The sequence below is a fragment of the Chitinasiproducens palmae genome (assembly GCF_900095735.1).
In the GTDB taxonomy this organism is placed as follows: domain Bacteria; phylum Pseudomonadota; class Gammaproteobacteria; order Burkholderiales; family Burkholderiaceae; genus Chitinasiproducens; species Chitinasiproducens palmae.
Window position 1 is genome coordinate 1 of sequence record NZ_FNLO01000008.1, and the last position, 20,570, is coordinate 20,570.

19 protein-coding genes and 1 pseudogene are annotated in these 20,570 nt (G+C 66.2%); 8 read left to right on the forward strand and 12 right to left on the reverse strand.

All coding sequences use genetic code 11. The features are described from left to right. Together BLU54_RS13535 and argE are read right to left on the reverse strand one after the other, a co-directional pair. Nucleotides 1–197, reverse strand: a pseudogene (locus BLU54_RS13535) (MFS transporter); the annotation flags it as partial. Nucleotides 198–461: 264 nt separating this feature from the next. Further along, on the reverse strand, nt 462–1,676 hold the full coding sequence (gene argE / locus BLU54_RS13540; RefSeq protein ID WP_091909264.1) for an acetylornithine deacetylase: 1,215 nt from the start codon (nt 1,674–1,676) through the stop codon (nt 462–464). Nucleotides 1,677–2,050: 374 nt separating this feature from the next. Between argE and BLU54_RS13545 the strand changes: the two genes are divergently transcribed. The 3 genes from BLU54_RS13545 (at nt 2,051) to BLU54_RS13555 (ending at nt 4,129) form a co-directional block, all read left to right on the forward strand. Beyond that, on the forward strand, nt 2,051–2,419 hold the full coding sequence (locus BLU54_RS13545; RefSeq protein WP_091909267.1) for a DUF423 domain-containing protein: 369 nt from the start codon (nt 2,051–2,053) through the stop codon (nt 2,417–2,419). Between the two features lie 359 nt (nt 2,420–2,778). Beyond that, nucleotides 2,779–3,303: a glycine zipper 2TM domain-containing protein gene (locus BLU54_RS24475; protein WP_091909270.1), complete on the forward strand. Its 525-nt coding sequence runs from the start codon at nt 2,779–2,781 to the stop codon at nt 3,301–3,303. Between the two features lie 91 nt (nt 3,304–3,394). Continuing rightward, nucleotides 3,395–4,129 carry a pseudouridine synthase gene (locus BLU54_RS13555; RefSeq protein ID WP_091909273.1) on the forward strand — a complete coding sequence of 245 codons (735 nt, stop codon included), beginning with the start codon at nt 3,395–3,397 and terminating at the stop codon, nt 4,127–4,129. Here the strand turns inward: BLU54_RS13555 and BLU54_RS13560 are convergent. Then, complete coding sequence (locus BLU54_RS13560) at nt 4,057–5,055, reverse strand: NAD-dependent epimerase/dehydratase family protein (protein WP_091909275.1); 999 nt, start codon at nt 5,053–5,055, stop codon at nt 4,057–4,059. The two genes, BLU54_RS13555 and BLU54_RS13560, sit on opposite strands and share 73 nt — an antisense overlap. Nucleotides 5,056–5,129: 74 nt before the next feature. On the opposite strand from BLU54_RS13560, the gene BLU54_RS13565 reads away from it, so the two are divergent. Both BLU54_RS13565 and BLU54_RS13570 read left to right on the forward strand, forming a co-directional pair. Further along, the gene (locus BLU54_RS13565; protein ID WP_091909278.1) at nt 5,130–6,161 is read left to right on the forward strand and encodes a CDP-6-deoxy-delta-3,4-glucoseen reductase; all 1,032 of its coding nucleotides are present in this window, start codon (nt 5,130–5,132) and stop codon (nt 6,159–6,161) included. Between the two features lie 271 nt (nt 6,162–6,432). Continuing rightward, nucleotides 6,433–7,647, forward strand: a complete 1,215-nt coding sequence (locus BLU54_RS13570) for an acetylornithine transaminase (protein ID WP_091909281.1) — start codon at nt 6,433–6,435, stop codon at nt 7,645–7,647. A 212-nt stretch (nt 7,648–7,859) separates the two neighbouring features. On the opposite strand, the gene BLU54_RS13575 is transcribed toward BLU54_RS13570, so the two are convergent. The 6 genes from BLU54_RS13575 to BLU54_RS13600 all read right to left on the reverse strand — a co-directional run bounded on the left by BLU54_RS13575 (nt 7,860) and on the right by BLU54_RS13600 (nt 13,711). After that, entirely contained in the window at nt 7,860–8,576 is a 717-nt protein-coding gene (locus BLU54_RS13575) for an ABC transporter ATP-binding protein (RefSeq protein WP_091909284.1), read from the reverse strand. Continuing rightward, the gene (locus BLU54_RS13580) at nt 8,576–9,337 is read right to left on the reverse strand and encodes an ABC transporter ATP-binding protein (RefSeq protein ID WP_407919418.1); all 762 of its coding nucleotides are present in this window, start codon (nt 9,335–9,337) and stop codon (nt 8,576–8,578) included. The genes BLU54_RS13575 and BLU54_RS13580 overlap by 1 nt, the downstream gene beginning before the upstream one ends. 108 nt (nt 9,338–9,445) lie before the next feature. Further along, a complete protein-coding gene (locus tag BLU54_RS13585) occupies nt 9,446–10,609 on the reverse strand; it encodes an ABC transporter permease subunit (protein ID WP_091909290.1) in 1,164 nt (387 codons plus the stop codon). A 13-nt stretch (nt 10,610–10,622) separates the two neighbouring features. Beyond that, a complete protein-coding gene (locus BLU54_RS13590) occupies nt 10,623–11,573 on the reverse strand; it encodes a branched-chain amino acid ABC transporter permease (protein ID WP_091909292.1) in 951 nt (316 codons plus the stop codon). A 675-nt stretch (nt 11,574–12,248) separates the two neighbouring features. Further along, nucleotides 12,249–13,205: a 4-hydroxy-3-methylbut-2-enyl diphosphate reductase gene (gene ispH / locus BLU54_RS13595; RefSeq protein WP_407919419.1), complete on the reverse strand. Its 957-nt coding sequence runs from the start codon at nt 13,203–13,205 to the stop codon at nt 12,249–12,251. 50 nt (nt 13,206–13,255) lie between these two features. Continuing rightward, the gene (locus BLU54_RS13600; protein ID WP_091909299.1) at nt 13,256–13,711 is read right to left on the reverse strand and encodes an FKBP-type peptidyl-prolyl cis-trans isomerase; all 456 of its coding nucleotides are present in this window, start codon (nt 13,709–13,711) and stop codon (nt 13,256–13,258) included. Between BLU54_RS13600 and radC the strand changes: the two genes are divergently transcribed. The 3 genes from radC (at nt 13,710) to rpmG (ending at nt 15,670) form a co-directional block, all read left to right on the forward strand. Further along, nucleotides 13,710–14,588 (forward strand): RadC family protein, encoded by an 879-nt coding sequence (gene radC / locus BLU54_RS13605; RefSeq protein WP_091909302.1) that lies wholly within the window; start codon nt 13,710–13,712, stop codon nt 14,586–14,588. The genes BLU54_RS13600 and radC overlap by 2 nt on opposite strands. 633 nt (nt 14,589–15,221) lie before the next feature. Next, a complete protein-coding gene (rpmB, locus tag BLU54_RS13610) occupies nt 15,222–15,446 on the forward strand; it encodes a 50S ribosomal protein L28 (RefSeq protein ID WP_091909305.1) in 225 nt (74 codons plus the stop codon). Between the two features lie 56 nt (nt 15,447–15,502). Further along, the gene (gene rpmG, locus BLU54_RS13615; RefSeq protein ID WP_091909309.1) at nt 15,503–15,670 is read left to right on the forward strand and encodes a 50S ribosomal protein L33; all 168 of its coding nucleotides are present in this window, start codon (nt 15,503–15,505) and stop codon (nt 15,668–15,670) included. Nucleotides 15,671–16,711: 1,041 nt separating this feature from the next. On the opposite strand, the gene nadC is transcribed toward rpmG, so the two are convergent. From nadC to BLU54_RS13630, 3 genes are all read right to left on the reverse strand, one after another. Next, a complete protein-coding gene (gene nadC, locus BLU54_RS13620; RefSeq protein WP_091909312.1) occupies nt 16,712–17,599 on the reverse strand; it encodes a carboxylating nicotinate-nucleotide diphosphorylase in 888 nt (295 codons plus the stop codon). Between the two features lie 50 nt (nt 17,600–17,649). After that, nucleotides 17,650–18,789, reverse strand: a complete 1,140-nt coding sequence (gene nadA, locus BLU54_RS13625) for a quinolinate synthase NadA (protein WP_091909315.1) — start codon at nt 18,787–18,789, stop codon at nt 17,650–17,652. A 110-nt stretch (nt 18,790–18,899) separates the two neighbouring features. Continuing rightward, nucleotides 18,900–20,102: a DesA family fatty acid desaturase gene (locus BLU54_RS13630; RefSeq protein WP_091909318.1), complete on the reverse strand. Its 1,203-nt coding sequence runs from the start codon at nt 20,100–20,102 to the stop codon at nt 18,900–18,902. Nucleotides 20,103–20,570 lie beyond the last annotated feature (468 nt).

Sequence of the window (20,570 nt, forward strand, 5' to 3'; positions counted from 1 at the left end):
AAGGTGCCCAGGGCGATCATCAACGAGACCGTCTCGTTGCCCGACGGGAAGAACAGCTTGGAGATGGTCGCGGCGAAGAAGCCGTAGACGACCAGGTCGAACCACTCGAGCGCATTGCCGATCGAGGCTGCCACGACCACGCGCCACGTCGGCGTCGTCGCGCCCACGGCGCCGGCTTGTTGGGAGGAAACGTTCATGACACCGCTCGCAGGAAGGTAGTGACGCGCTGCCGGCGCACCGACTGCGCCGGGCTCGCGCTCCGGAAGAAAAGATCACTCAAACGAACATCGCGGCAACGCGGCCGCGCCGGAACCGGGCGTGCGATGGACGGCGCCGCGCGAGCGGCCGGCGCCGGTGCCTGCCTGGGTCCGTCGGTCCTGCCGTGGGTCCCGTCGTGGGTGCCGCCGGGGGTGCCGCCGGGGGTGCCGCATCAACGGCCCTTCGTCAGCGACCGTCTGGCCTCAGTCACGCACCGCGAGGCTGTCGACGAAGCGCCCGAGGAAACGGTCGCACTCGGCCATCTGCTCGAGCGAAACGAACTCGTTCGGGCGGTGCGCCTGTTCGATGTTGCCTGGTCCGCAAATGATCGACGGAATGCCTGCCTGCTGGAACTGTCCGCCTTCCGTGCCGTATGCGACCTTGCGAACGTCGGTGTCCCGCGTGAGCGCACGCACCAGTTGCGTCACCGCCGCTTCTTCCGATGCGTCGAGCGACGGCGCCGCGGCAATCTTCGACAACTCGACCGCACCGATCGCGTGCTCGCGCCGCATGCGCGGCAGCAGGTCGCCGTCGATGTATTCGCGGATGCGCGTCAGTACCGCTTCCGGGTCGACACCCGGCAGATTGCGGTATTCGAACTGGAATTCGCAATCGGCCGGCACGGTGTTGAGCGCATTGCCGCCCTTGATCGTGCTGGTCTGCGCGGTCGTGAACGGCACGTCGAACGCGTGGTCGTACGGCCCGTTGGCACGGAACTCGTCGGCGATGTCGCGGATGAAGGTGATCAGCCGTGCCGCGTATTCGATCGCGTTGAGGCCCTGCGGCGTCAGCGACGAATGCGCGGCCTGCCCGCGGATGCAGCAGCGGAATGCGTTGATGCCCTTGTGCGCGACGATCACCCGCATGCTGGTCGGCTCGCCGACGATGCAACCGCTCGGCCGGATGCCGCGCGCGGCCAGATCGGCAAGCATCACCGGCGCGCCGACGCAACCGATTTCCTCGTCGTACGAAAACGCGAAGTGCACCGGCTTCGACAGGCGGGTCGACATGATCTGCGGCAGCGCGGTGAGCGCGCTGCCGATGAAGCCTTTCATGTCGCAGGTGCCGCGGCCATAGAGCTTGCCGTCGCGCACTTCGGGCGCGAACGGATCGGAGTCCCATTTCTGCCCATCGACGGGCACCACGTCGGTATGCCCGGACAGCACGATGCCGCCCTGCGTGCCGCCGCCGGCGTCGGGAACCGTGGCGAACAGGTTGGCCTTGCGGCGGTCAGCGTCGTAGCTGAGGATGGATTCGATGCCCGCGCCGGCCAGATGGTCGCGCACCGTCTCGATCAGGCCGAGGTTGGATTCGCGGCTGGTCGTGTCGAAACTGACCAGTTTGCGGGTCCAATCGAGAGAGGCCGGCTCAGCGGCGGCGGGCGCAGCGCTGGCGGGGGACAGTTGGTCGTCGAACATTTCGGTATCTCATAAGAAAACTCATCAAGCATAGCCTCAATCGGTCCCAAAAAAAACGGCACTTTCCCGGCTGTTCCGGTTGCCGTCCGCCGCGCGGTCGGTGCCGCCTTGGCCCGCGCGCGTCGCCGCGTTGCGCGGCCGCCTGAATGCCATTCCCCGCGTTCGCGGCCGTGCCACCCTACCCGCTGTGACCGGTGCGCGGGCGCCGCCACGGCACCAGCACGCGGGCGGGCGGGCGGGCGGCATTGCGCCGCGGCCCACGAACCGCGCTTCTGGCATCATCGCGGCTATCCAGCACCGGTTGGCGGCGTCCCGCGCCGTCGGCCGCGCCTCCATCCCTCCCTCAACGCCGGCCAGCCCGCCCGCCGCCCGCCATGAACGACCGCATCCTCACCTGCCTCGGCGCCCTCAACATGTTCATCGCGGTCGGTGCCGGCGCATTCGGCGCACATGGACTGAAGCAGCGGCTGTCCGCCGACATGCTGGCAGTGTGGCAGACAGGCGTGACCTACCATCTGATTCACGGTCTGGGCCTGCTGCTGATCGCCTCGCTGGCGCCACGCCTTGCCGCCGCACGCGTGGCGTGGAGCGGCTCGCTGATGCAGGCCGGCATCGTGCTGTTCAGCGGCAGCCTCTATCTGCTTGCGCTCCTGGGCGCGCGTCCGCTGGGCATCGTCACGCCCATTGGCGGCGTGCTGTTGCTTGCGTCGTGGGCGGTGCTCGCGTGGAGCGCATTGCGCTGACGGCGGCGCCCTGCCAGGGCGCGCCACCCAAGCGCGTCAAGCAAGCGCGTCAAGCAAGCGCGTCATCCGAGCACGCCGTCCGGGCACGCCGTCCGGGCACGGCATACGGACAAGGGCCCGTGCCGCCCGCTGCTCCTGTTCGATTCGGCTCGGCCACCGCTGACCGCAGTCGCGCCGCCGCGCGCGGCTTGCACCGTACTGCCGCGCGCTTTCGTCCCGTTTGTCGTCGCCGATCACGCTTCGCGACGCCGGCCGCCGGGCTTACCGCTGCTTACAAAACGTCACAGCGGCGCGTCCGTCGCTTTCCGATACTGATCTCCAACAGCCGCAGCACTGCGGCCGGCTCGAGGAGATCGAATATGGACGCACAAAATCAAAGCCATCTTCCAGCGACGGTCGTTGCCGCCCCTGCAACGCGTCTTCATCCGCTGCTCGCGGGCGCAGCCATCGCAGTCACGCTCGCCAGCGTGGTCGGCGCCGCCGCCATGCTCGGCTGGCTGCCGAACAGCCGCGCCACCGAAGGCGCAAGCGCCGCCACGCCAGCGCAGGTCACCGTCGTGCAGCCGGTGGTGCAGCCGGCCGTCCAGCCGCCGGCGACGCGCACGGTGACGGTCAAGCGGTACGTCGACGTACCGCGCCAGCGCTACGAAAGCGCGCCGACCTATGCCGCGCCAACGCAGACGGCCTACCAGCCGAGCTACCAGCCCGCGCACCAGCCGACCACAGGTGTCGGCGCGGTCGGTGGCGCGGTGGTCGGCGGCCTGCTCGGCAATCAGATCGGTCACGGGCGTGGCCGCACGCTTGCCACCGTGGCCGGCGCGCTGGGAGGCGGTCTGCTCGGCAACACGGTGGAATCGCGCGTCCGCAACAGCAACAGCTACTGACCCGTCCGAAGACGCGGATGGCGCCGGCCCGTCGTCGGCGCGGTCCTGACCAGGGGCTGGCGAGCAGGCGGTCTTCGGCGATAATCGCCCGATGGACCTCGAACGCATGCTCTTTTCCCAGGGTTTCGGGTCGCGGCGGGAATGTCGCGCGCTGATCGCCCGGGGCGCCGTGAGCCTCGCCGGCTACCCCACCGATGATCCCGCGACGACCGTGCCGGATGGCGCGATCGACTTCACCGTCGACGGCGTTGCCTGGCGTTATCGTGAAAAAGTGTATCTGGCGATGCACAAGCCGCCCGGCTTCGAGTGCTCCCACGATCCGCAGCATCATCGCAGCGTCTTCGAATTGCTCCCATGGCCATTGCGGCAACGCGGCGTGCAGTGCGTCGGCCGGCTCGACCAGGACACCACCGGCCTGCTGCTGTTCTCCGACGACGGTGCCTTCGTCCATCAATTGACCGCACCGAAGCGCAAAGTACCAAAGTGTTATCGGGCGACGCTCAAGCACGCGGTCAACGACGCGCTGCTCGATGCGCTCGGCGCCGGCGTGGTGCTGCGCGATGCGCCCGAACCGATGGCCGCCCTGGCCGTGCATCGTGTCGGCGACGCCGAGATCGAGCTGGAAATCGCCGAGGGCAAGTATCACCAGGTGAAGCGGATGGTGGCGGCCGCGGGCAACCGGGTGGTGGGCCTGCATCGCGTGGCGATCGGCGGCTTGACCTTGCCTTCCGATCTGCTCGAAGGCACCTGGCGCTACCTCGACGACGCCGAACGGGCCGCGCTGCGTGCGAAGAACGCGCCGACCGTCGGGTACGTCAACGCATAGCCGAACTCGCGCCGCAGGCGCCCGTTGTCGAGCCGGCGCGATTCCAGCATGAACGACAGCAGCGCGGGATCGAGGTTCTCGCGGGCTTGCGCCAGGCTCACGCGCGGTGGCGGCGCGAGGCCCGCGTGCGCCGCCACGAGTTCGAAGTAATCGCCCATCTTCAACGCGCTGTCATCGCTCGCGTGCACGATACGCTGCGGCCGGCCTCGCCGGAGCGCGCGCACGACGATGGCCGCCAGATCGTCCGCGTGGATGTGGTTGGTGAACACGTCGTCCTCGCCACGCAGCGCCGGCGTGCCGCGCTGCAGGCGCGCGACTGGCAGACGCGTCTCGTCGTAGATGCCGGGCACCCGCAGCACGCTGACCGACAGGTCCGCCGCCGTGCCCGCCGCGGCGCGCAGCAGCCGCTCCGCGGCGACGCGGCGCCGGGCACGGGCGGTGGCCGGCGCCACGCGCGCGGTTTCGTCGGTGCGGGCGCCGCGTCGGTCGCCGTAGACACCGGAGGTACTGGCATAGACGAGGCGGCGGGTACGCTCGGGTACAATGGGCCGCCTCGTGCCGCCGGACACACCGGGCACGCCGGCGGGCCGCGCCGCCGTCCGCGTGCGTCGCGGTGGCCGCCTGAGCGCCGCGAGCAGCGCGACCGTGCGGGCATCGCCCTCGCCTTCGGGACGCGGCGGCGCCAGATGCACGATGTGGTCGAAGGCCGGGCCGAGGGCGGCCAGGCGCGCCAGACTGCGGTGGCGGTCGAGGTCGCCTGGCAGCGGCGTGATGCCGGCGGCGCGCAGTGCGGCGGCCCGGGACGGATCGCGGATCAGGCCCACGCACTGGTAGCGGCGCGACAGCAGCCGGCCGCAGCGCAGGCCGATGTCGCCGCAGCCGACGATGAGCACGCGCTGGCGTCGGAACGAACAATGGCTTTTCATTGTTCCGATTGTAGAACGCACGGACCGGACGTCGCTCGCCGTGATGGGTCCGCCGGTTTCCCCTATCGATAAAGATGAGCTATACAGTCACCCTCAAGAAAAGCGGCCGTCAGTTCCAGGCCGAGGCCGATGAATCGATTCTGGCCGCGGCACTGCGCCAAGGCGTCGGCCTGCCATACGGCTGCAAGAACGGCGCGTGCAGTTCCTGCAAGGCGGAGATCGTTGCCGGGGAAGTCGACCAGGGCCCGCACGCGGCGTCCGCCCTGGCCAACGACGAGAAAACGCGCGGCTTTGCGTTGCTGTGCTGCGCGAATGCCCGGTCCGATGTCGAGATCGATGTGCGCGAGGTCAACGGCGTGGGCGACGTGCCGGTCAAGAAGCTGCCCTGCCGCGTCAGCGAACTGGTTCGCGCGTCCGACGATGCGATGATCGTGCGCCTGCAACTGCCGGCCAACGAACGTCTGCAATTCCTGGCCGGACAGTATCTCGAATTCATCCTGAAGGACGGCAAGCGCCGCGCCTATTCGATCGCCAGTTCGCCGCACGCCGACGGCCCGCTGGAACTGCACATCCGTCACCTGCCGGGCGGGGTCTTCACCGACCACGTGTTCGGCGCGATGAAGCCGCGCGACATTCTGCGCTTCGAAGGTCCGCTGGGCACTTTCTTCCTGCGCGAGGACACGGACAAGCCCGTCGTGCTGCTGTGTTCGGGCACCGGCTTCGCGCCGATCAAGGCCATCGTCGAACACATGATCTTCAAGGAGATCCGGCGCCCGGTGACGCTCTACTGGGGCGGCCGGCGCAAGCGCGACCTGTACCTCGCCGAAGCAGCGCAGCGTTGGGCGGCCGAGCATGCGCATATCCGCTTCGTCCCGGTGCTGTCCGAACCGGATGCCGACGATGGGTGGACGGGCCGCACCGGCTTCGTGCACCGGGCGGTGATCGAGGATCTGCCGGATCTGGCCGGTTACGAGGTCTACGCGTGCGGCGCGCCGGTGATGGTGGAGTCCGCGCAGCGCGACTTCACCGCGCATCACGGCCTGCCGGCGGATGCGTTTTTCGCCGACGCGTTTACCAGCGCGGCGGACCTCGCCAATCCGATCTGAGGCGACGCATGACACGGCGCCAACGGACGACGACCGCCGCGCCGGGTCCGCTGGCGCCGGCGGGCGAACCTTGCTTTGACAAACGCCGCCACGCTGACGTATTCTTCGCGAATGCACTGCACCGCCGCCACCGCTGGGTCACGACGCCGCCGCCTCTGCTAGAGACGGCCCGGCCCAGATGCGCGCGCAGCGCGACGCGTTACACGCTTCCAGAAGCCACGGGTCAAACCGTGGCTTTTGTTTTTTCCGACCGCTTTGATGGAGCCCGTTGATGAACTTTGATGCCTATTCGACCGAGTCGCTGATGTTCATCACGACCCGCCCGGAAATCGTCTTCACCCACGGCAAGGGCGCCTGGCTGTACGACAACAACGACAAGCGCTATCTGGACTTCATCCAGGGCTGGGCGGTCAATTCTTTCGGCCATGCGGACGACGGCATCGTCGAGGCGATGCACAAGCAGGCCAGCCGGCTGATCAACCCGAGCCCCGCCTACTACAACGAACCGATGGCCCGCCTGGCCAAGCTGTTGACCGACAACAGCGCGTTCGACAAGGTGTTCTTCGCGAACAGCGGCGCCGAAGCGAACGAAGGCGCGATCAAGCTGGCCCGCAAGTGGGGTCGCAAGAACAAGAACGGCGCCTACGAGATCATCACCTTCGACCATAGCTTCCATGGCCGCACGCTGGCCACCATGTCGGCCAGCGGCAAGGCGGGCTGGGACACGATCTTCGCGCCGCAGGTGCCGGGCTTCCCGAAAGCCGAACTGAACGACATCGCGTCGGTCGAGGCGCTGATCACCGACAAGACCGTCGCGGTGATGCTCGAACCGATCCAGGGCGAAGGCGGCGTGCTGCCCGCCACGCGCGAGTTCATGCTGGCGTTGCGCGAACTGACCCGCAAGCATCGCCTGCTGCTGATCGTCGATGAAGTCCAGACCGGCTGTGGCCGCACCGGCGAGCTGTTCGCATACCAACTCTCGGGCATCGAGCCGGACATCATGACGCTCGGCAAGGGCATCGGCGGCGGCGTGCCGCTTGCCGCCCTGCTCGCTCGCGATGAGGTGTCGGTGTTCGAGGCCGGCGACCAGGGCGGCACGTACAACGGCAACCCGGTGATGACCGCGGTGGGCTACGAAGTGATCTCGCGCATGGTCGCGCCGGGCTTCCTCGACGGCGTGCGCGATTCGGCCGCCTACCTGCGGCAGGCGCTGCTCGGCCTGTCCGAGGAATACGGCTTCAATGGCGAGCGTGGCGAAGGCCTGCTGCGCGCGCTGCTGCTGCCGAGCGAGATCGGACCGCTGATCGTCAACAAGGCACGCGACCTGAACCCGACGGGCCTGCTGGTGAACGCGGCCCGGCCGAACCTGCTGCGCTTCATGCCGGCGCTGAACGTCACGCGCGACGAAATCGACCAGATGATTGCGCTGCTGAAGCAGGCGATCGAAGCGTCCCTGCCGGAAGGCGCCGCCACCTCGGCAATCTGAGCCGGGCGGACGATCGGCCTGGTCCGCCGCCCGCAAGCGCGGCGGACCGACAAGAAAAATGCCGCGTCAGCGGCATTTTTCGTTTCTGCAAGCGCCGCCATCAACGATGACGACTACATCAGGGGCGCCAGGGCGGCAGCATCAGGACGGCAGCAGCAAGACGACAGCACTACCGGCGTACCGGCGCGCGCTGTCGCAGCAAAGCGCCACGGTCACTCGCCCAGATAGGCTGCCCGCACCTTCGGATCGTGCAGCATCTCCTTCGCGTCGCCGCTCATCGAGATCAGGCCCGAGTCCATCACGTAGCCGCGATTGGCCGCCTGCAGCGCCAGCCGCGCGTTCTGCTCGACCAGCAGCACCGTCAGACCCTCGGACGAGATTTCGCGCACGACCTCGAAAATCTTTTCGACCATGATCGGCGACAGGCCCATCGACGGCTCGTCCAGCAACAGCAGCTTCGGCCGGCTGATCAGCGCGCGCGCCATCGCGAGCATCTGCTGCTCGCCGCCGGACAGCGTGCCGGCCAGCTGGCTCTGACGTTCCTTCAGGCGCGGGAAGAAGCCGAACATCCGCTCGATGTCGCTGCGGATCGCCGACTCGTCATTGCGCAGGTAGGCACCCATGCGCATGTTCTCGAGGATCGTCATGCGCGCGAAGATGCCGCGGCCTTCCGGCACCATCGCCAGTCCGCGCTTGAGCAGTTCGTACGACGGCACGCCGCGGATCGACTGACCCATGTAGGTGATGTCGCCGCCGGTCCAGGTCTTCAGGCCGGTGATCGCCTTCATGGTGGTCGTCTTGCCGGCGCCGTTCGCACCGATCAGCGTGACCAGTTCCTTCTCGTGGATATCGATGTCGATACCCTTCACTGCCTGGATCCCGCCGTACGCCACCTGCAGGCCCTTGATCGACAACATTGCTTCGCTCATCAGTGGCCTCCCGCGCCCAGATATGCCTCGATCACCTTCGGGTCCTTCTGCACGTCCTGCGGCAGGCCCTCGGCGATCACCTTGCCGTAGTCGAGCACCGTGATGCGATCGCACAGGCCCATCATCAGCTTCACGTCGTGTTCGATCAGCAGGATCGTGCGGCCGTCGCTGCGGATCTTGTCCAGCAACGCGCGCAGCTCGACCTTCTCGGTCGCGTTCATGCCCGCGGCCGGCTCGTCCAGCGCCAGCAGCTTCGGATCGGTGGCCAGCGCGCGGGCGATTTCGAGCCGCCGCTGGTGACCGTACGACAGGTTGCGCGCGGTGTAGTCCGCATACTTCAGCACGCCGACGTAATCGAGCAGCTCGATCGCACGCTCCTTGATCTCGCGCTCCTCGCGGCGTTCGGCGGGCGTGCGCAGCACCGCGCCGATCAGGCCGTGCTTGGTGCGGACGTAGCGACCGGTCATCACGTTTTCGAGCGCGGTCATGCCGCCGAACAGCCGGATGTTCTGGAACGTGCGCGCGATGCCCGCCCGTGCCACCTCATGCACCGCGGTTGGCTTGTACGGCTTGCCGTCCAGCACGAAGTCGCCCGAGTCCGGCTCGTACAGCCCGGTGATCACGTTGAAGAACGTGGTCTTGCCGGCACCGTTCGGCCCGATCAGGCCATAGATCTGGCCGGGCCGGATGTCCAGACCGACGTCCGACAGCGCCTGCAAGCCGCCGAAGCGCTTGTTGACGCCCTTGATATGTAACAGCATTTCGCTTTCGACCATCTCGACCTTCTCCGCTTCTCTGCGGCGGCGTTGTCACCGCCTGCGACCGGCCGTCGTGCGGCCGGCTGTTGTGCGTCTTGGTATCGCCGGTGCTCAGGCACCGGCCGCCTTGTTCCGCTTCGCGAGCCGGGCGATCCGGTCCTCGTGGCGCGGCGCAGGCCAGAGGCCTTCCGAGCGGTACAGCATGATGATGATCATCGCGAGACCGTACACCAGCTGGCGGACGACTTCGACGTCGACCACTTCATGCCCGAACACGGCCTGCTGCAGCGGGCCCATCGTCGAGCGCAGCACTTCGGGGAAGACGGCCAGCAGGACGGCGCCGAGGATCACGCCCGGGATGTGGCCCATGCCGCCCAGCACGACGCAGGCAAGCACCACCACCGATTCCCAGAAGGTGAACGACTCGGGCGACACGAAGCCCTGGAAGGAGCCGAACATCGCACCGGACACGCCGCCGAAGGACGCACCCATTGCGAAGGCGAGCAGCTTCACGTTGCGGGTGTTGATGCCCATCGCCTTGGCTGCGATCTCGTCCTCGCGAATGGCCGCCCATGCGCGGCCGATGCGCGAGTGCTGCAGCCGCACGCAGATGAAGATCACCGCCAGCGACAACGCCACGAACAGGTAGTAGTAAAGGTATACCGGCGGCAGCGTGACACCGAACAGGTCATGCGTCTTCGAGAAGTCGAAGCCGAACAGCGAGACCGGCGCGATGCCCGTGATGCCCTTCGGACCGTTGGTGATGTTGATCGGACGGTCCAGGTTGTTCATGAAGATCCGGACGATCTCCCCGAAACCGAGCGTCACGATGGCCAGGTAGTCGCCGCGCAGCCGCAGCGTCGGCGCGCCGAGCAGCACGCCGAACAGCGCGGCCATCGCCATGCCAACCGGGATCACCACCCAGATTGGGAAATGCGGTCCGGTCGGCCACAGATGCGCGGCCCATTCGAACTGCGTCGACAATTGCGGCGACGTCAGGAACGCGGCCATGTACGCGCCCACCGCGTAGAACGCGATATAGCCCAGGTCGAGCAGGCCGGCAAAACCGACCACGACGTTCAGCCCAAGCGCGAGCATCACGTAGAGCATCGCGAAGTCCAGCACGCGCACCCAGTAGTTGCCGCCGGCGGCGCCAACGATCATCGGTGCGGCGGCGACCAGCACGATCAGGATCGCGACGCCCAGGTAGTGCGAGGGCGACTTCTTCTGCGGCGTAAGCGAGGTCGTCGCTTCGATCGGAGGAATGGAAGGCATAGCGCTACCCCTGTTAAGCGCGGTCGGCAACCCGCTCGCCCAGCAAACCGGACGGACGGAACACGAGAACGATGATCAGAACGATGAACGCGAACACGTCCTGATAGTTACTGCCAAACACGCCGTGCGTCAGGTCGCCGACGTAACCGGCGCCGAGCTGCTCGATGATGCCGAGCAGGATGCCGCCGACCATCGCGCCGGCCAGGTTGCCGATGCCGCCGAGCACCGCGGCCGTGAACGCCTTGATGCCGGGGATGAAGCCCATGTAGAAGTGGACGTTGCCGTACTCGGACGCGATCATGACACCCGCCAACGCGGCGAGCGCCGAGCCGATCATGAAGGTGGCAGCGATCACGAAGTTCGGGTTGACGCCCATCAGGCCGGCCACGTTGCGGTTCTCGGCGGTGGCGCGCATCGCACGCCCCAGCTTGGTCTTGTTCACCAGCAGCAACAGGCCGCCCATCGTCACGAAGGCCACCGCGACGATGATGATCTCGGTCACCGAGATCACCGCGCCGGGGGTCGTGTCCGTGGCCTTGATCACTTCGAGGGGGTCGGTCGGCAACAGCTGCGGGAACATCAGCGGGTTACGACCCCAGATCATCATTGCAACGGTCTGCAGCAGGATCGAGACGCCGATCGCGGTAATCAACGGCGCCAGACGCGGCGCGTTGCGCAGCGGCCGGTAGGCCACCCGTTCGATCGTCGCGCCACTGATCGCACACACGACCGCCGCGATGCCCAGCGCCACGACCAGGGTCGGAACGGCGCCGAGCGCGGGGAAATGCGCTTGCAGGAGATTGATTGCGGTGAGCGCCACCATCGCGCCGATCATCAGCACATCGCCGTGGGCGAAGTTGATGATGCCCAGAATGCCATACACCATCGTGTAGCCCAACGCGATGATCGCGTAGACGCTGCCGAGGACGAGGCCGTTAATCAGCTGCTGGACGAAGGTATCCATTCATTCTCCCGGACGGCGTTCCTTCAATAACGCCGAGACCAATACCGCATGAAGTCATGCCCCACCCGGTTGGGTGCGGACCATTTGGCAGACGGGTGCACGACAGTAGCCTCGCAGCCTTGCGTCCCTGCCGCAACCGTACCCCCATGTCGACGTGCCGGGTGTCGGCATGCCGAAAAGTCGGCGAATTGTACCCAAATTTAACTGGGCGACAATAATGGTTGCACCGTATATGAAACAGACGTTGCAACCGCCGCTTGGCGGGTTGCACCTGGCGCGGAAAATCTCTCGACTTCGTTGAAAAGAAAGGAAAGGTGCGCGCGGCCACGATTTCAGTGGGCGCGCCATGCGGACGCATCGCTGGCAGTGCATGAATGCCGCGCGGCGCCGTTCTGCGAGTCGGTTATCAGCCGCCTCGGGTTACGCGCGGGCGGCCCGACAGGCGGGCACGATTAGAGGGGTTCTTCTAATGCAAGAAGCAGGGCGGCGCGCAAAAAGCCGTCCGGTTCGGCTGGTACGACGGCGCCGTCAGTTCGCCGGCACCGTGCCGGCCACGTCGCGGCGCGACCGGCGAGCGCGGCGACGCGTCTGTCGCATGACCGCTGGAGGCCTGTCTACTGGCGGTGCCATGGTGCCGGCCGGACCGCCAGGCCGGTACACGGCGGCCCGACATATTCAGGTCGCCGACGGCGCCAGACCGCGAGGCAGCGGAAACGCAATGTTTTCGACGATGCCGTCCAGTTTTCGCACACCCTTCACGCCGAATTCACGGATACGCTGCATCACGGACTGGGCCAGCGCTTCCGGCGCCGAGGCACCCGCCGTCAAACCCACGCGCTTCACGCCGACGAACCACGCCGGGTCGAGCTGGTCGGCGGCGTCGACCATATAGGCCGGCACGCCGAGCTTTTCGGCCAGTTCGCGCAGGCGATTCGAATTCGAACTGTTCGGGCTGCCGACCACGATCACCACGTCGCACTGCGGCGCCATGAACTTCACCGCGTCCTGCCGGTTCTGCGTCGCATAGCAGATGTCCTGCTTCTTCGGCTCGCGAATCGCCGGAAACCGTGCCTTCAACGCTTCGATCACCACGGCCGCGTCGTCGACGGACAGCGTGGTCTGGGTCACATAAGCGAGCCGCTCCGGATCCTTGACGGACAGCGTCGCGATGTCGTTGTCGTCCTCGACGAGATACATGCCTTCGCCGGACTGCCCCATCGTACCCTCGACCTCGGGGTGGCCGCGATGGCCGATCATGATGATCTCGTAGCCCTCGGCGCGCATCTTCGCGACCTCGACGTGCACCTTGGTGACCAGCGGGCAGGTGGCATCGAACACCTTGAGCCCGCGCGCCTCGGCATCCTTGCGGATTGCCTTCGGCACGCCATGCGCGCTGAACACCAGCGTGCTGCCGGCCGGCACTTCGTCGAGATCCTCGATGAAGATCGCGCCCTTGCCGCGCAGGTCGCTTACCACGTAAGCGTTGTGGACGATCTCATGGCGCACGTAGATCGGCGCGCCGAACAGGGCCAGCGCGCGCTCGACGATCTCGATCGCCCGGTCGACGCCCGCGCAGAAGCCGCGGGGCTGGGCCAGCAGGATTTCTGCGTCGACGTCGGAAACGGAAGTCATATTCATCTGGGTTGCGTCACTAGGTAGGCGCGGCGCCGGCGCTGGCGCGCTCAAATGATGCCGATGATCTGCACCTCGAAGACCAGCTCCTGGCCGGCCAACGGGTGATTGAAGTCGAACAGCGCCGACGTTTCGCCCACTTCCTTGAGCACGCCCGCATAGCGGCCGCCGCCCGGCGCGTTGAACTCGACCAGGTCGCCAGGCGAGAAATCCTCGCCGACCATGCTGTTCTCGCGCAGCGTCGACAGCTTCACGCGCTGGATCAGTTCGGGGTTGCGCGGTCCGAAGCCCTGCTCCGGCGTCAGCCGAAAGACCGAGTGGTCACCCGCCTTCATGCCGATCATCATCTCTTCCAGGGTCGGCGCAAGCTGCCCGGCCCCGAGCAGCAGCGTGGCCGGTCGTTCGTCGAAGGTGCTGACGATGTCTTCGCCGTCGGGACGGGCGAGACGGTAATGCAGCGTGACGTGCGAACCGGGGCCGACACGGGCGAGATCGATCAGGGTCATGACAAAGGCTATTAGACGAGCGCAGCGCGACGCGGCGAAGGGGCACACTGCCGGCTTGAAGGAAGCGCCCGGCAGTTCGCCGGGCAACGATGCCCGGCATGTGTCGGCAGCCGCGCGCACCGGTGGGCGGGCCGATCGACAGGAAAGCGGTATTGTAAGCCAGCCGGCAAAACCCTGTGCCCGGCGCGGCCCGGGCGCCGATCTGCCGATTTCGCGCTGGCCCGTCGATCTTCGCCCACGCGAGCGCCTGCAGGAAGCCGGACCGGGTGCGCTGTCCAACGCGGAACTGTTGGCCCTGCTGCTGGGCAGCGGCCCGGCCCATTGCAATGCGGTCGCGTTCGGACAGGCGTTGCTCGCCCGCTTCGGCTCGCTGCGCGCGTTGCTGCATGCGGACCGGCGGGTGCTTGCCGCCGTGCGGGGCATGGGCCCGGCGAAACTCAGCAAGCTGCAGGCGGTGTTGCAACTGGTCGAGCGCGCACTGGTCGAGAATCTGCGCGCGGATGCGCCGTTCGCCGGGCCGGCCAACGTCAAGGACTATCTGCGCCTGACGCTCGGCATGCGAAGCCGCGAAATCTTCATGTGCCTGTATCTCGACGCGCGCCACCGTCTGATCGCCAGCGAGGAAGCGTCGCGCGGCACGCTGACCCAGACAGCCGTCTACCCGCGCGAGATCGTGCGCGAGGCGTTGATGCGCAATGCCGTCGCGGTCATTGTTGCACACAACCATCCTTCCGGGCAGGCTGCGCCAAGCGAGGCCGACCAGCGCCTGACCTATCGGCTCAAGGCCGCGCTCGAACTGATGGACGTGCGGCTGCTCGACCACATGATCGTCACGCATGACTCAGTGATGTCGTTCGCGGAGCGTGGCTGGCTATAGCACTGCCTCTGCAGCACTGCGTCTGCGGCACTGCCTCTGTGGCATTGCGTCTGTGGCATTGCCTCTGTGGGATTGCGTCTGCGGCACTGCGTCTGCGGCGCCGCGGCCATGGCAGCGGCGCCCGCGACACCGGCTACGGTTGGGGCGGCACGACACGCGCTTGCAACCGGTTGCCGGGCTTGCCAACTTGTGGACGGGACCCGAGCGGGAGAGGTCTGCGACGCAGCTGCTGGGCACGCGCGCTGGCGCAAGCCGGGCGGCGGCGCCTGTCGGACAGCCGGCTCGTCGCCGATCGGCCCCTGTACCGGCGACCGGGCGGCCAGCGCAGGCATTCAGCCGCGGGCCCATCGATCGCCAAGCGATAGATCGACTGCGGCAGATCTATTGCGGCGGCCGATCGCGGCAGATCAATTACGGCAGGCCGATCGCAGCAAGCCAGATTGCAGCGCGCGACGCGCGGCTCATGGTGCGCGGCGCGCTACGTTGCCAGGCGAACCGATGTTGCGCCCATGCCTATAGCGCCAGCCTCTTGAATAGGCTAGCGAAAACATGCTAACATCGCTGTCTTTGTGTCTCCGAATACGTCGGAGCAAGCCGAATCAAAGCGAATCTACGCGTACTGGAGAGTGCTTCATGGCACGCAAATGCATCGTTACGGGAAAGGGGCCGATGGTCGGCAACAACGTTTCCCACGCAAACAATAAGACGAAGCGTCGCTTCCTGCCGAACCTGCAGAGCCGCCGCTTCTGGATCGAAAGCGAAAACCGCTTCGTGCGGCTGCGCGTGTCGAACGCCGCGCTGCGCCTGATCGACAAGAAAGGCATTGAAGCGGTCCTCGCCGACATCGGCAAGGCCTAAATCGCAGATTAACAGGCGAGGGCATTGCCCCGCCTCATCCTTACAGGGGATTTGTCATGGCGAAGGGTATTCGCGACAAGATCAAGCTGGAATCGACCGCCGGTACCGGCCACTTCTACACGACGACGAAGAACAAGCGCACGATGCCGGAAAAGATGGAGATCAGCAAGTTTGATCCCGTCGTCCGCAAGCACGTGCCCTACAAGGAAACCAAGATCAAGTAAGATCTTGGCGCGGTGCGCGCTTGCGTGCACCCGTGACCTGGCGCCGGGCAGACCGGCCCCGCCAGGAACATCACAAAAAGCCGCTTTCGGGCGGCTTTTTGCATTTCGCGCGACGTCGCATTACATAGCGTCGCATCGCGTTGTGTCCGGCTCCCTGCCGCGATCTGCTACATCCGTCGGATTGCCCGGACGCGCCCCCGGTCTCAGGCCCCTCCTCTGTTCAACCGCCCCTCGACGGCCTGTCTCGTCGAACGCAAGCGTCGGCCGCTGCGCCGACGGCATCGTCGCGCCTGCCCCTTTTCAACCGTTGCCTAACACGTGACACGAGTATCGAACTCCGGCGATGACCATAGCGGTGCGGCTGTTACTTCGGCGCCGCATTCGATAAAGCGCCACGGCGCTTGCACCGGTACGCGACAGCCGCCTAGTGCAGCGGGCGCGCACCGTCCAACGGTTAGCGCGAGACGTAAGTCCAAGAGATGACCGGCGCAAAGGCGCACCGAGTGAACTGGCGACTGGGCGATCGGGCGACTGAGCGACTGAGCCACCGAGCAACCTTCATGAGGTCGTTTGCGCAGCGTGTCACGTCGTTCCGGCTGGCTCGCCGTTGCGACAAGCGCGCCACACCGGCACCGGATGTCAGGCCGAATTGCCGTGACGAAAATGTTGCCGTCAGCCTGAGATCGCCGCCCCTGCCAGCTACCCGTCCCCTCCAGCAGCGGGCCTAAGGGGGCACCAGCACCGAGCCGGCTGCACGGCGACCGGCCTGGCTAGCTTGCCTGTCGAGCTAGTGCATCGTGCTGGATCAGACGCGCACGTCGACTTCAACTCGCGATGCAAGTCGCGTCTAAAGCCGTTGCGTCGTGAAACGATGCTTGTCGGCTCGCCGTCGGTTCCGCCGCGCGTCCGCGCACGACGCGTCATGCCCGCCGCTATAGCGGCGCACCGCCGTAGCTGTGCAGCCGTATAGCCGTATAGCCGTATAGCCGTATAGCCGTATAGCCGTGGAGCCGTGGAGCCGTGTCTGCAGCCAGCGACTGCTCAGACCAGCCGCATCGAAAAGTCTGTTGCGCGGATATCCTTGGTGAGCGCGCCAATCGAGATGCGGTCGACGCCGGTTCGGGCGATGTCGACCACCGTGCGCATGTCCACGCCGCCCGACACCTCCAGCAGCGCCCTGCCCGCGTTGCGACGAACCGCCTCGCTCATGTCGGCCAGTGCAAAATTGTCCAACAAGATCGAGCGTGCGCCGTGCGCCAGTGCCTCGTCCAGTTGCACGAGCGTCTCGACCTCGATCTGCACCGGCGCCGACCCGCCCCGCTCGGCTGCGCGCTGCAAGGCTGCCGCGACTCCGCCGGCGGCGGCGATGTGGTTTTCCTTGATCAGGATGCCGTCGTAAAGGGCCAGACGTTGATTCGCGCCACCACCGACGCGCACCGCGTACTTCTGCGCCAGGCGCAGTCCAGGCATCGTCTTGCGCGTATCGAGGATGCGCGCGCGGTTGTTCTGCACCGGTTCGATCGCATCGACGTAACGCCGCGTCGCTGTCGCCACGCCGGACAGCAGTTGCAGGAAGTTCAGCGCATTGCGCTCCGCCGTCAGCAGCGACCGGACCGGACCATGCATTCGGCACACGACGGCTTCGGCAGGCATCCGCTGGCCGTCCGCGAAATGCCATTCGAGCGTGATGGTCGGGTCGACGTACCGCATCACCGCCTCGAACCACGGCGCGCCGGCAAGCACCGCTGCCTCGCGCACGATCACACGGGCGCTGCGCTGCTCGTCATTGAGCAGACGGCCGGTTAAATCGCCGGCCCCCACGTCCTCGTCGATCGCCGTGGCGACGTTGCGGGACAGCGCGGCCCCCAGCGTGCCGTCATACTCGGCGTCGATGGTTTGGAACTCGGGCGCGAGCGATGCAACATCCATCGCTGCAAGAACATCGCGCAGTCGCTCGGGCGACCGTTGATCGGCTGAGCTCATGCGGGCCCCACTTGTGAGAACAGTGCGCCGTCGCGCGCGAGATCGCCGCTCGCGCGCACCGTGCGCTTGGCGGCGGCGGCGAAGTCGAGCATGCGGGTGATGGGCAACAACGCTCGCTGCCGGATGGCCGGATCGATGTCGATTTCCTTGTCCCCGGCGTCGAGAACCGCTGCCACGTTTTCAAGTGCGTTCATTGCCATCCACGGACAGTGCGCGCAGCTCTTGCAGCTTGCGCTGTTGCCCGCGGTAGGTGCCTCGATCAGGATCTTGCCAGGGGCCGCCGCCTGCATCTTGTGGAGAATACCGAGGTCGGTCGCGACGATGAAGCGTTCCGCATCGAGCGTACGCGCCGCATCGATCAACTGCGAGGTCGAGCCCACGACGTCGGCCAGCGCGACCACCGAAGCCGGCGACTCGGGATGAACCAGCACCTTCGCGTCCGGGTACTCGGTCTTCAGCAGATCCAGTTCGGTCGCCTTGAATTCATCATGCACCAGGCAGGCGCCGTCCCACAGCAACATGTCCGCACCGGTCTGCTTGCGGACGTAGGCACCCAAATGGCGATCCGGCGCCCACAGGATCTTCTCGCCTCGATCGTGCAGCGCCTGGATGATCTGCAGGCCGATCGACGACGTGACTACCCAATCGGCACGTGCCTTTACCGCTGCGCTCGTATTGGCATAGACGACCACCGTGCGGTCCGGGTGGGCATCGCAGAAAGCCGAGAACTCGTCGGCCGGACAGCCGAGATCCAGCGAGCAGGTCGCGTCGAGATCCGGCATCAGGATGCGCTTCTCGGGACTGAGAATCTTGGCCGTCTCGCCCATGAAACGCACGCCCGCGACCATCAGCGTGCCAGCCGGATGGTCCCGGCCGAAGCGAGCCATCTCGAGCGAGTCGGCGACGCAGCCGCCGGTCTCCTCGGCAAGATCCTGCAATTCCGGATCGACGTAATAGTGCGCGACCAGCACGGCGTTCTCGCGCTGGAGCAATGCCTTGATCCGCGCCTTCAGGGCAGCGCGTGCTTCGCGGTCGGGCTGAGCGGGCACGCGCGCCCAGGCTTGCTCGACACTGCAAGTGCCGCGAAACATGTGTGGCCGATCGAACTCGACCGATTTCAGCGCTGCCTGATTCATCGTCGGTATGGGATTCGCCAATGCGCGAAACCCGGTCTGGAAACCGGGTTTCGTTCAAAAAAGGCAAGTGTAGCCCAAGAAACTGCCCGTCGGGGCAGCCGAACGATCGCTCAGCTGTAGCGGCGCAGACGCCCCGCGAAATCTTGCAGTGCAGCAATACCGCTCTGCTCCGCGCGCTGGCACCAGCCTTGAAGCTGAGCAAGCAACTGCTCGCGCGACGCGTTGGAACGTTCCCAGATGGCGGCCAGCTCGCGGCGAAGCTCGTAGAACGTATGCAGGGCGGAGCTGCTTTCGAGGATCTGCGGCAATTGCTGGCGCTGCGGCTCGGCCAGGCGCGTCTCGTCCTTGTGGAACCATTTGCGCGCGCCCTTGAACAGCGCATAGCTCTCGCCGCTCGCACCGGCCGACGTCTTCAGTCGCGCCAGTTCGTCGCGGTATGCCCGGCGCAGCGTGCGGCCGTAGCGCTCCATCACTTCGTAGCGGTTCGACAGCACGGCCTGGAGCGTATCCAGATCGCACACCGACTTGCCAGCGGCCAGCTTCGGCGTCGGCGCGAGCTTCTTCACCTTGGCCAGACCGAAGACGGACATCGTGCGAATGTACAGCCAGCCGATATCGAACTCGTACCACTTGTTCGAGAACTTGGCCGACGTGGCGTACGTGTGATGGTTGTTATGCATTTCCTCGCCACCGATCAGGATGCCGATCGGGAACAGGTTCGTGCTGGCGTCCGTGCAGTTGAAGTTGCGGTAACCCCAATAGTGGCCGAGACCGTTGACGACGCCGGCCGCCCAGAACGGAATCCAGACCATCTGCACCGCCCAGACCGACAGGCCGGCCAGGCCGAATAGCGCCACGTCGATGATCATCATCAGGCTGATGCCGAGGATGTTGTGGCGCGAATAGACGTTGCGCTCGAGCCAGTCGTCGGGCGTGCCGTGGCCGAACTTGCGCAGCGTCTCGCCGTTCACGGCCTCCGCCTTGTACAGCTCGGCGCCTTCCCACATCACCTTCTTGATGCCGCGCGTCTGCGGGCTGTGCGGATCTTCTTCGGTCTCGCACTTTGCGTGGTGCTTGCGGTGGATCGCGGCCCACTCCTTGGTGACCATGCCGGTCGTCATCCACAACCAGAAGCGGAAGAAATGCGCGGCGATCGGATGCAAATCAAGGGCACGGTGCGCCTGGCACCGGTGCAGATAGATTGTCACGCTCGCGATCGTGACGTGCGTCATCGCCAGCGTGAACAGGACAATCTTCCACCAGGACCAGCCCGTCAGGCCGTTACCGAGGAATTGAGACAAGGACTCGTACAAGATGTTTTCCGGCTGCTTGGAAAGGACGCATCGTCAGGGTCGAGGAGGCGCCGAAAGGCTCGCCGGCATACTGCCCGCTCGACGAGCGAACGATTCAGACGGAATTTTAGCGCAAGGGTTCCGCAAGGCTGGCAGGAAATTGTAACCGCCCCACCCGGGAGTCAACTAAACGGTGGACCTGAAAATAAATCTGTCGTGGCAATGACTTAGATCAACTCGACGGACCCGATTGTTCGGTAGAAATTGCCGCAGCCCAGGCGCGCCGTGCGTCCGCCTCCGCGGTCTTTCCCGGACCTCGCGATGCGCATTGCCTTGGTCGCGAGCCAGCGCGCCGCGACGCGAATGGGCCCAAGGCCGAGGTGCCGCCGTCGTCTCTCGCGTTTCGCGCAACAGCCTCAGTCGCGCGTCCACCGCGCGCTCGCGGAACGCTGCTGCCACGCCGCGCGCGCCTCTCAACCAACAAGAACC

Excerpts from the sequence above, each read along its gene's own strand:
- argE (WP_091909264.1), bottom strand. The coding sequence starts at position 1,676 with ATGTTCGACGACCAACTGTCCCCCGCCAGCGCTGCGCCCGCCGCCGCT.
- BLU54_RS13545 (WP_091909267.1), top strand. The coding sequence starts at position 2,051 with ATGAACGACCGCATCCTCACCTGCCTCGGCGCCCTCAACATGTTCATC.
- BLU54_RS24475 (WP_091909270.1), top strand. The coding sequence starts at position 2,779 with ATGGACGCACAAAATCAAAGCCATCTTCCAGCGACGGTCGTTGCCGCC.
- BLU54_RS13555 (WP_091909273.1), top strand. The coding sequence starts at position 3,395 with ATGGACCTCGAACGCATGCTCTTTTCCCAGGGTTTCGGGTCGCGGCGG.
- BLU54_RS13560 (WP_091909275.1), bottom strand. The coding sequence starts at position 5,055 with ATGAAAAGCCATTGTTCGTTCCGACGCCAGCGCGTGCTCATCGTCGGC.
- BLU54_RS13565 (WP_091909278.1), top strand. The coding sequence starts at position 5,130 with ATGAGCTATACAGTCACCCTCAAGAAAAGCGGCCGTCAGTTCCAGGCC.
- BLU54_RS13570 (WP_091909281.1), top strand. The coding sequence starts at position 6,433 with ATGAACTTTGATGCCTATTCGACCGAGTCGCTGATGTTCATCACGACC.
- BLU54_RS13575 (WP_091909284.1), bottom strand. The coding sequence starts at position 8,576 with ATGAGCGAAGCAATGTTGTCGATCAAGGGCCTGCAGGTGGCGTACGGC.
- BLU54_RS13580 (WP_407919418.1), bottom strand. The coding sequence starts at position 9,337 with ATGCTGTTACATATCAAGGGCGTCAACAAGCGCTTCGGCGGCTTGCAG.
- BLU54_RS13585 (WP_091909290.1), bottom strand. The coding sequence starts at position 10,609 with ATGCCTTCCATTCCTCCGATCGAAGCGACGACCTCGCTTACGCCGCAG.
- BLU54_RS13590 (WP_091909292.1), bottom strand. The coding sequence starts at position 11,573 with ATGGATACCTTCGTCCAGCAGCTGATTAACGGCCTCGTCCTCGGCAGC.
- ispH (WP_407919419.1), bottom strand. The coding sequence starts at position 13,205 with ATGACTTCCGTTTCCGACGTCGACGCAGAAATCCTGCTGGCCCAGCCC.
- radC (WP_091909302.1), top strand. The coding sequence starts at position 13,710 with ATGACAAAGGCTATTAGACGAGCGCAGCGCGACGCGGCGAAGGGGCAC.
- BLU54_RS13600 (WP_091909299.1), bottom strand. The coding sequence starts at position 13,711 with ATGACCCTGATCGATCTCGCCCGTGTCGGCCCCGGTTCGCACGTCACG.
- rpmB (WP_091909305.1), top strand. The coding sequence starts at position 15,222 with ATGGCACGCAAATGCATCGTTACGGGAAAGGGGCCGATGGTCGGCAAC.
- rpmG (WP_091909309.1), top strand. The coding sequence starts at position 15,503 with ATGGCGAAGGGTATTCGCGACAAGATCAAGCTGGAATCGACCGCCGGT.
- nadC (WP_091909312.1), bottom strand. The coding sequence starts at position 17,599 with ATGGATGTTGCATCGCTCGCGCCCGAGTTCCAAACCATCGACGCCGAG.
- nadA (WP_091909315.1), bottom strand. The coding sequence starts at position 18,789 with ATGAATCAGGCAGCGCTGAAATCGGTCGAGTTCGATCGGCCACACATG.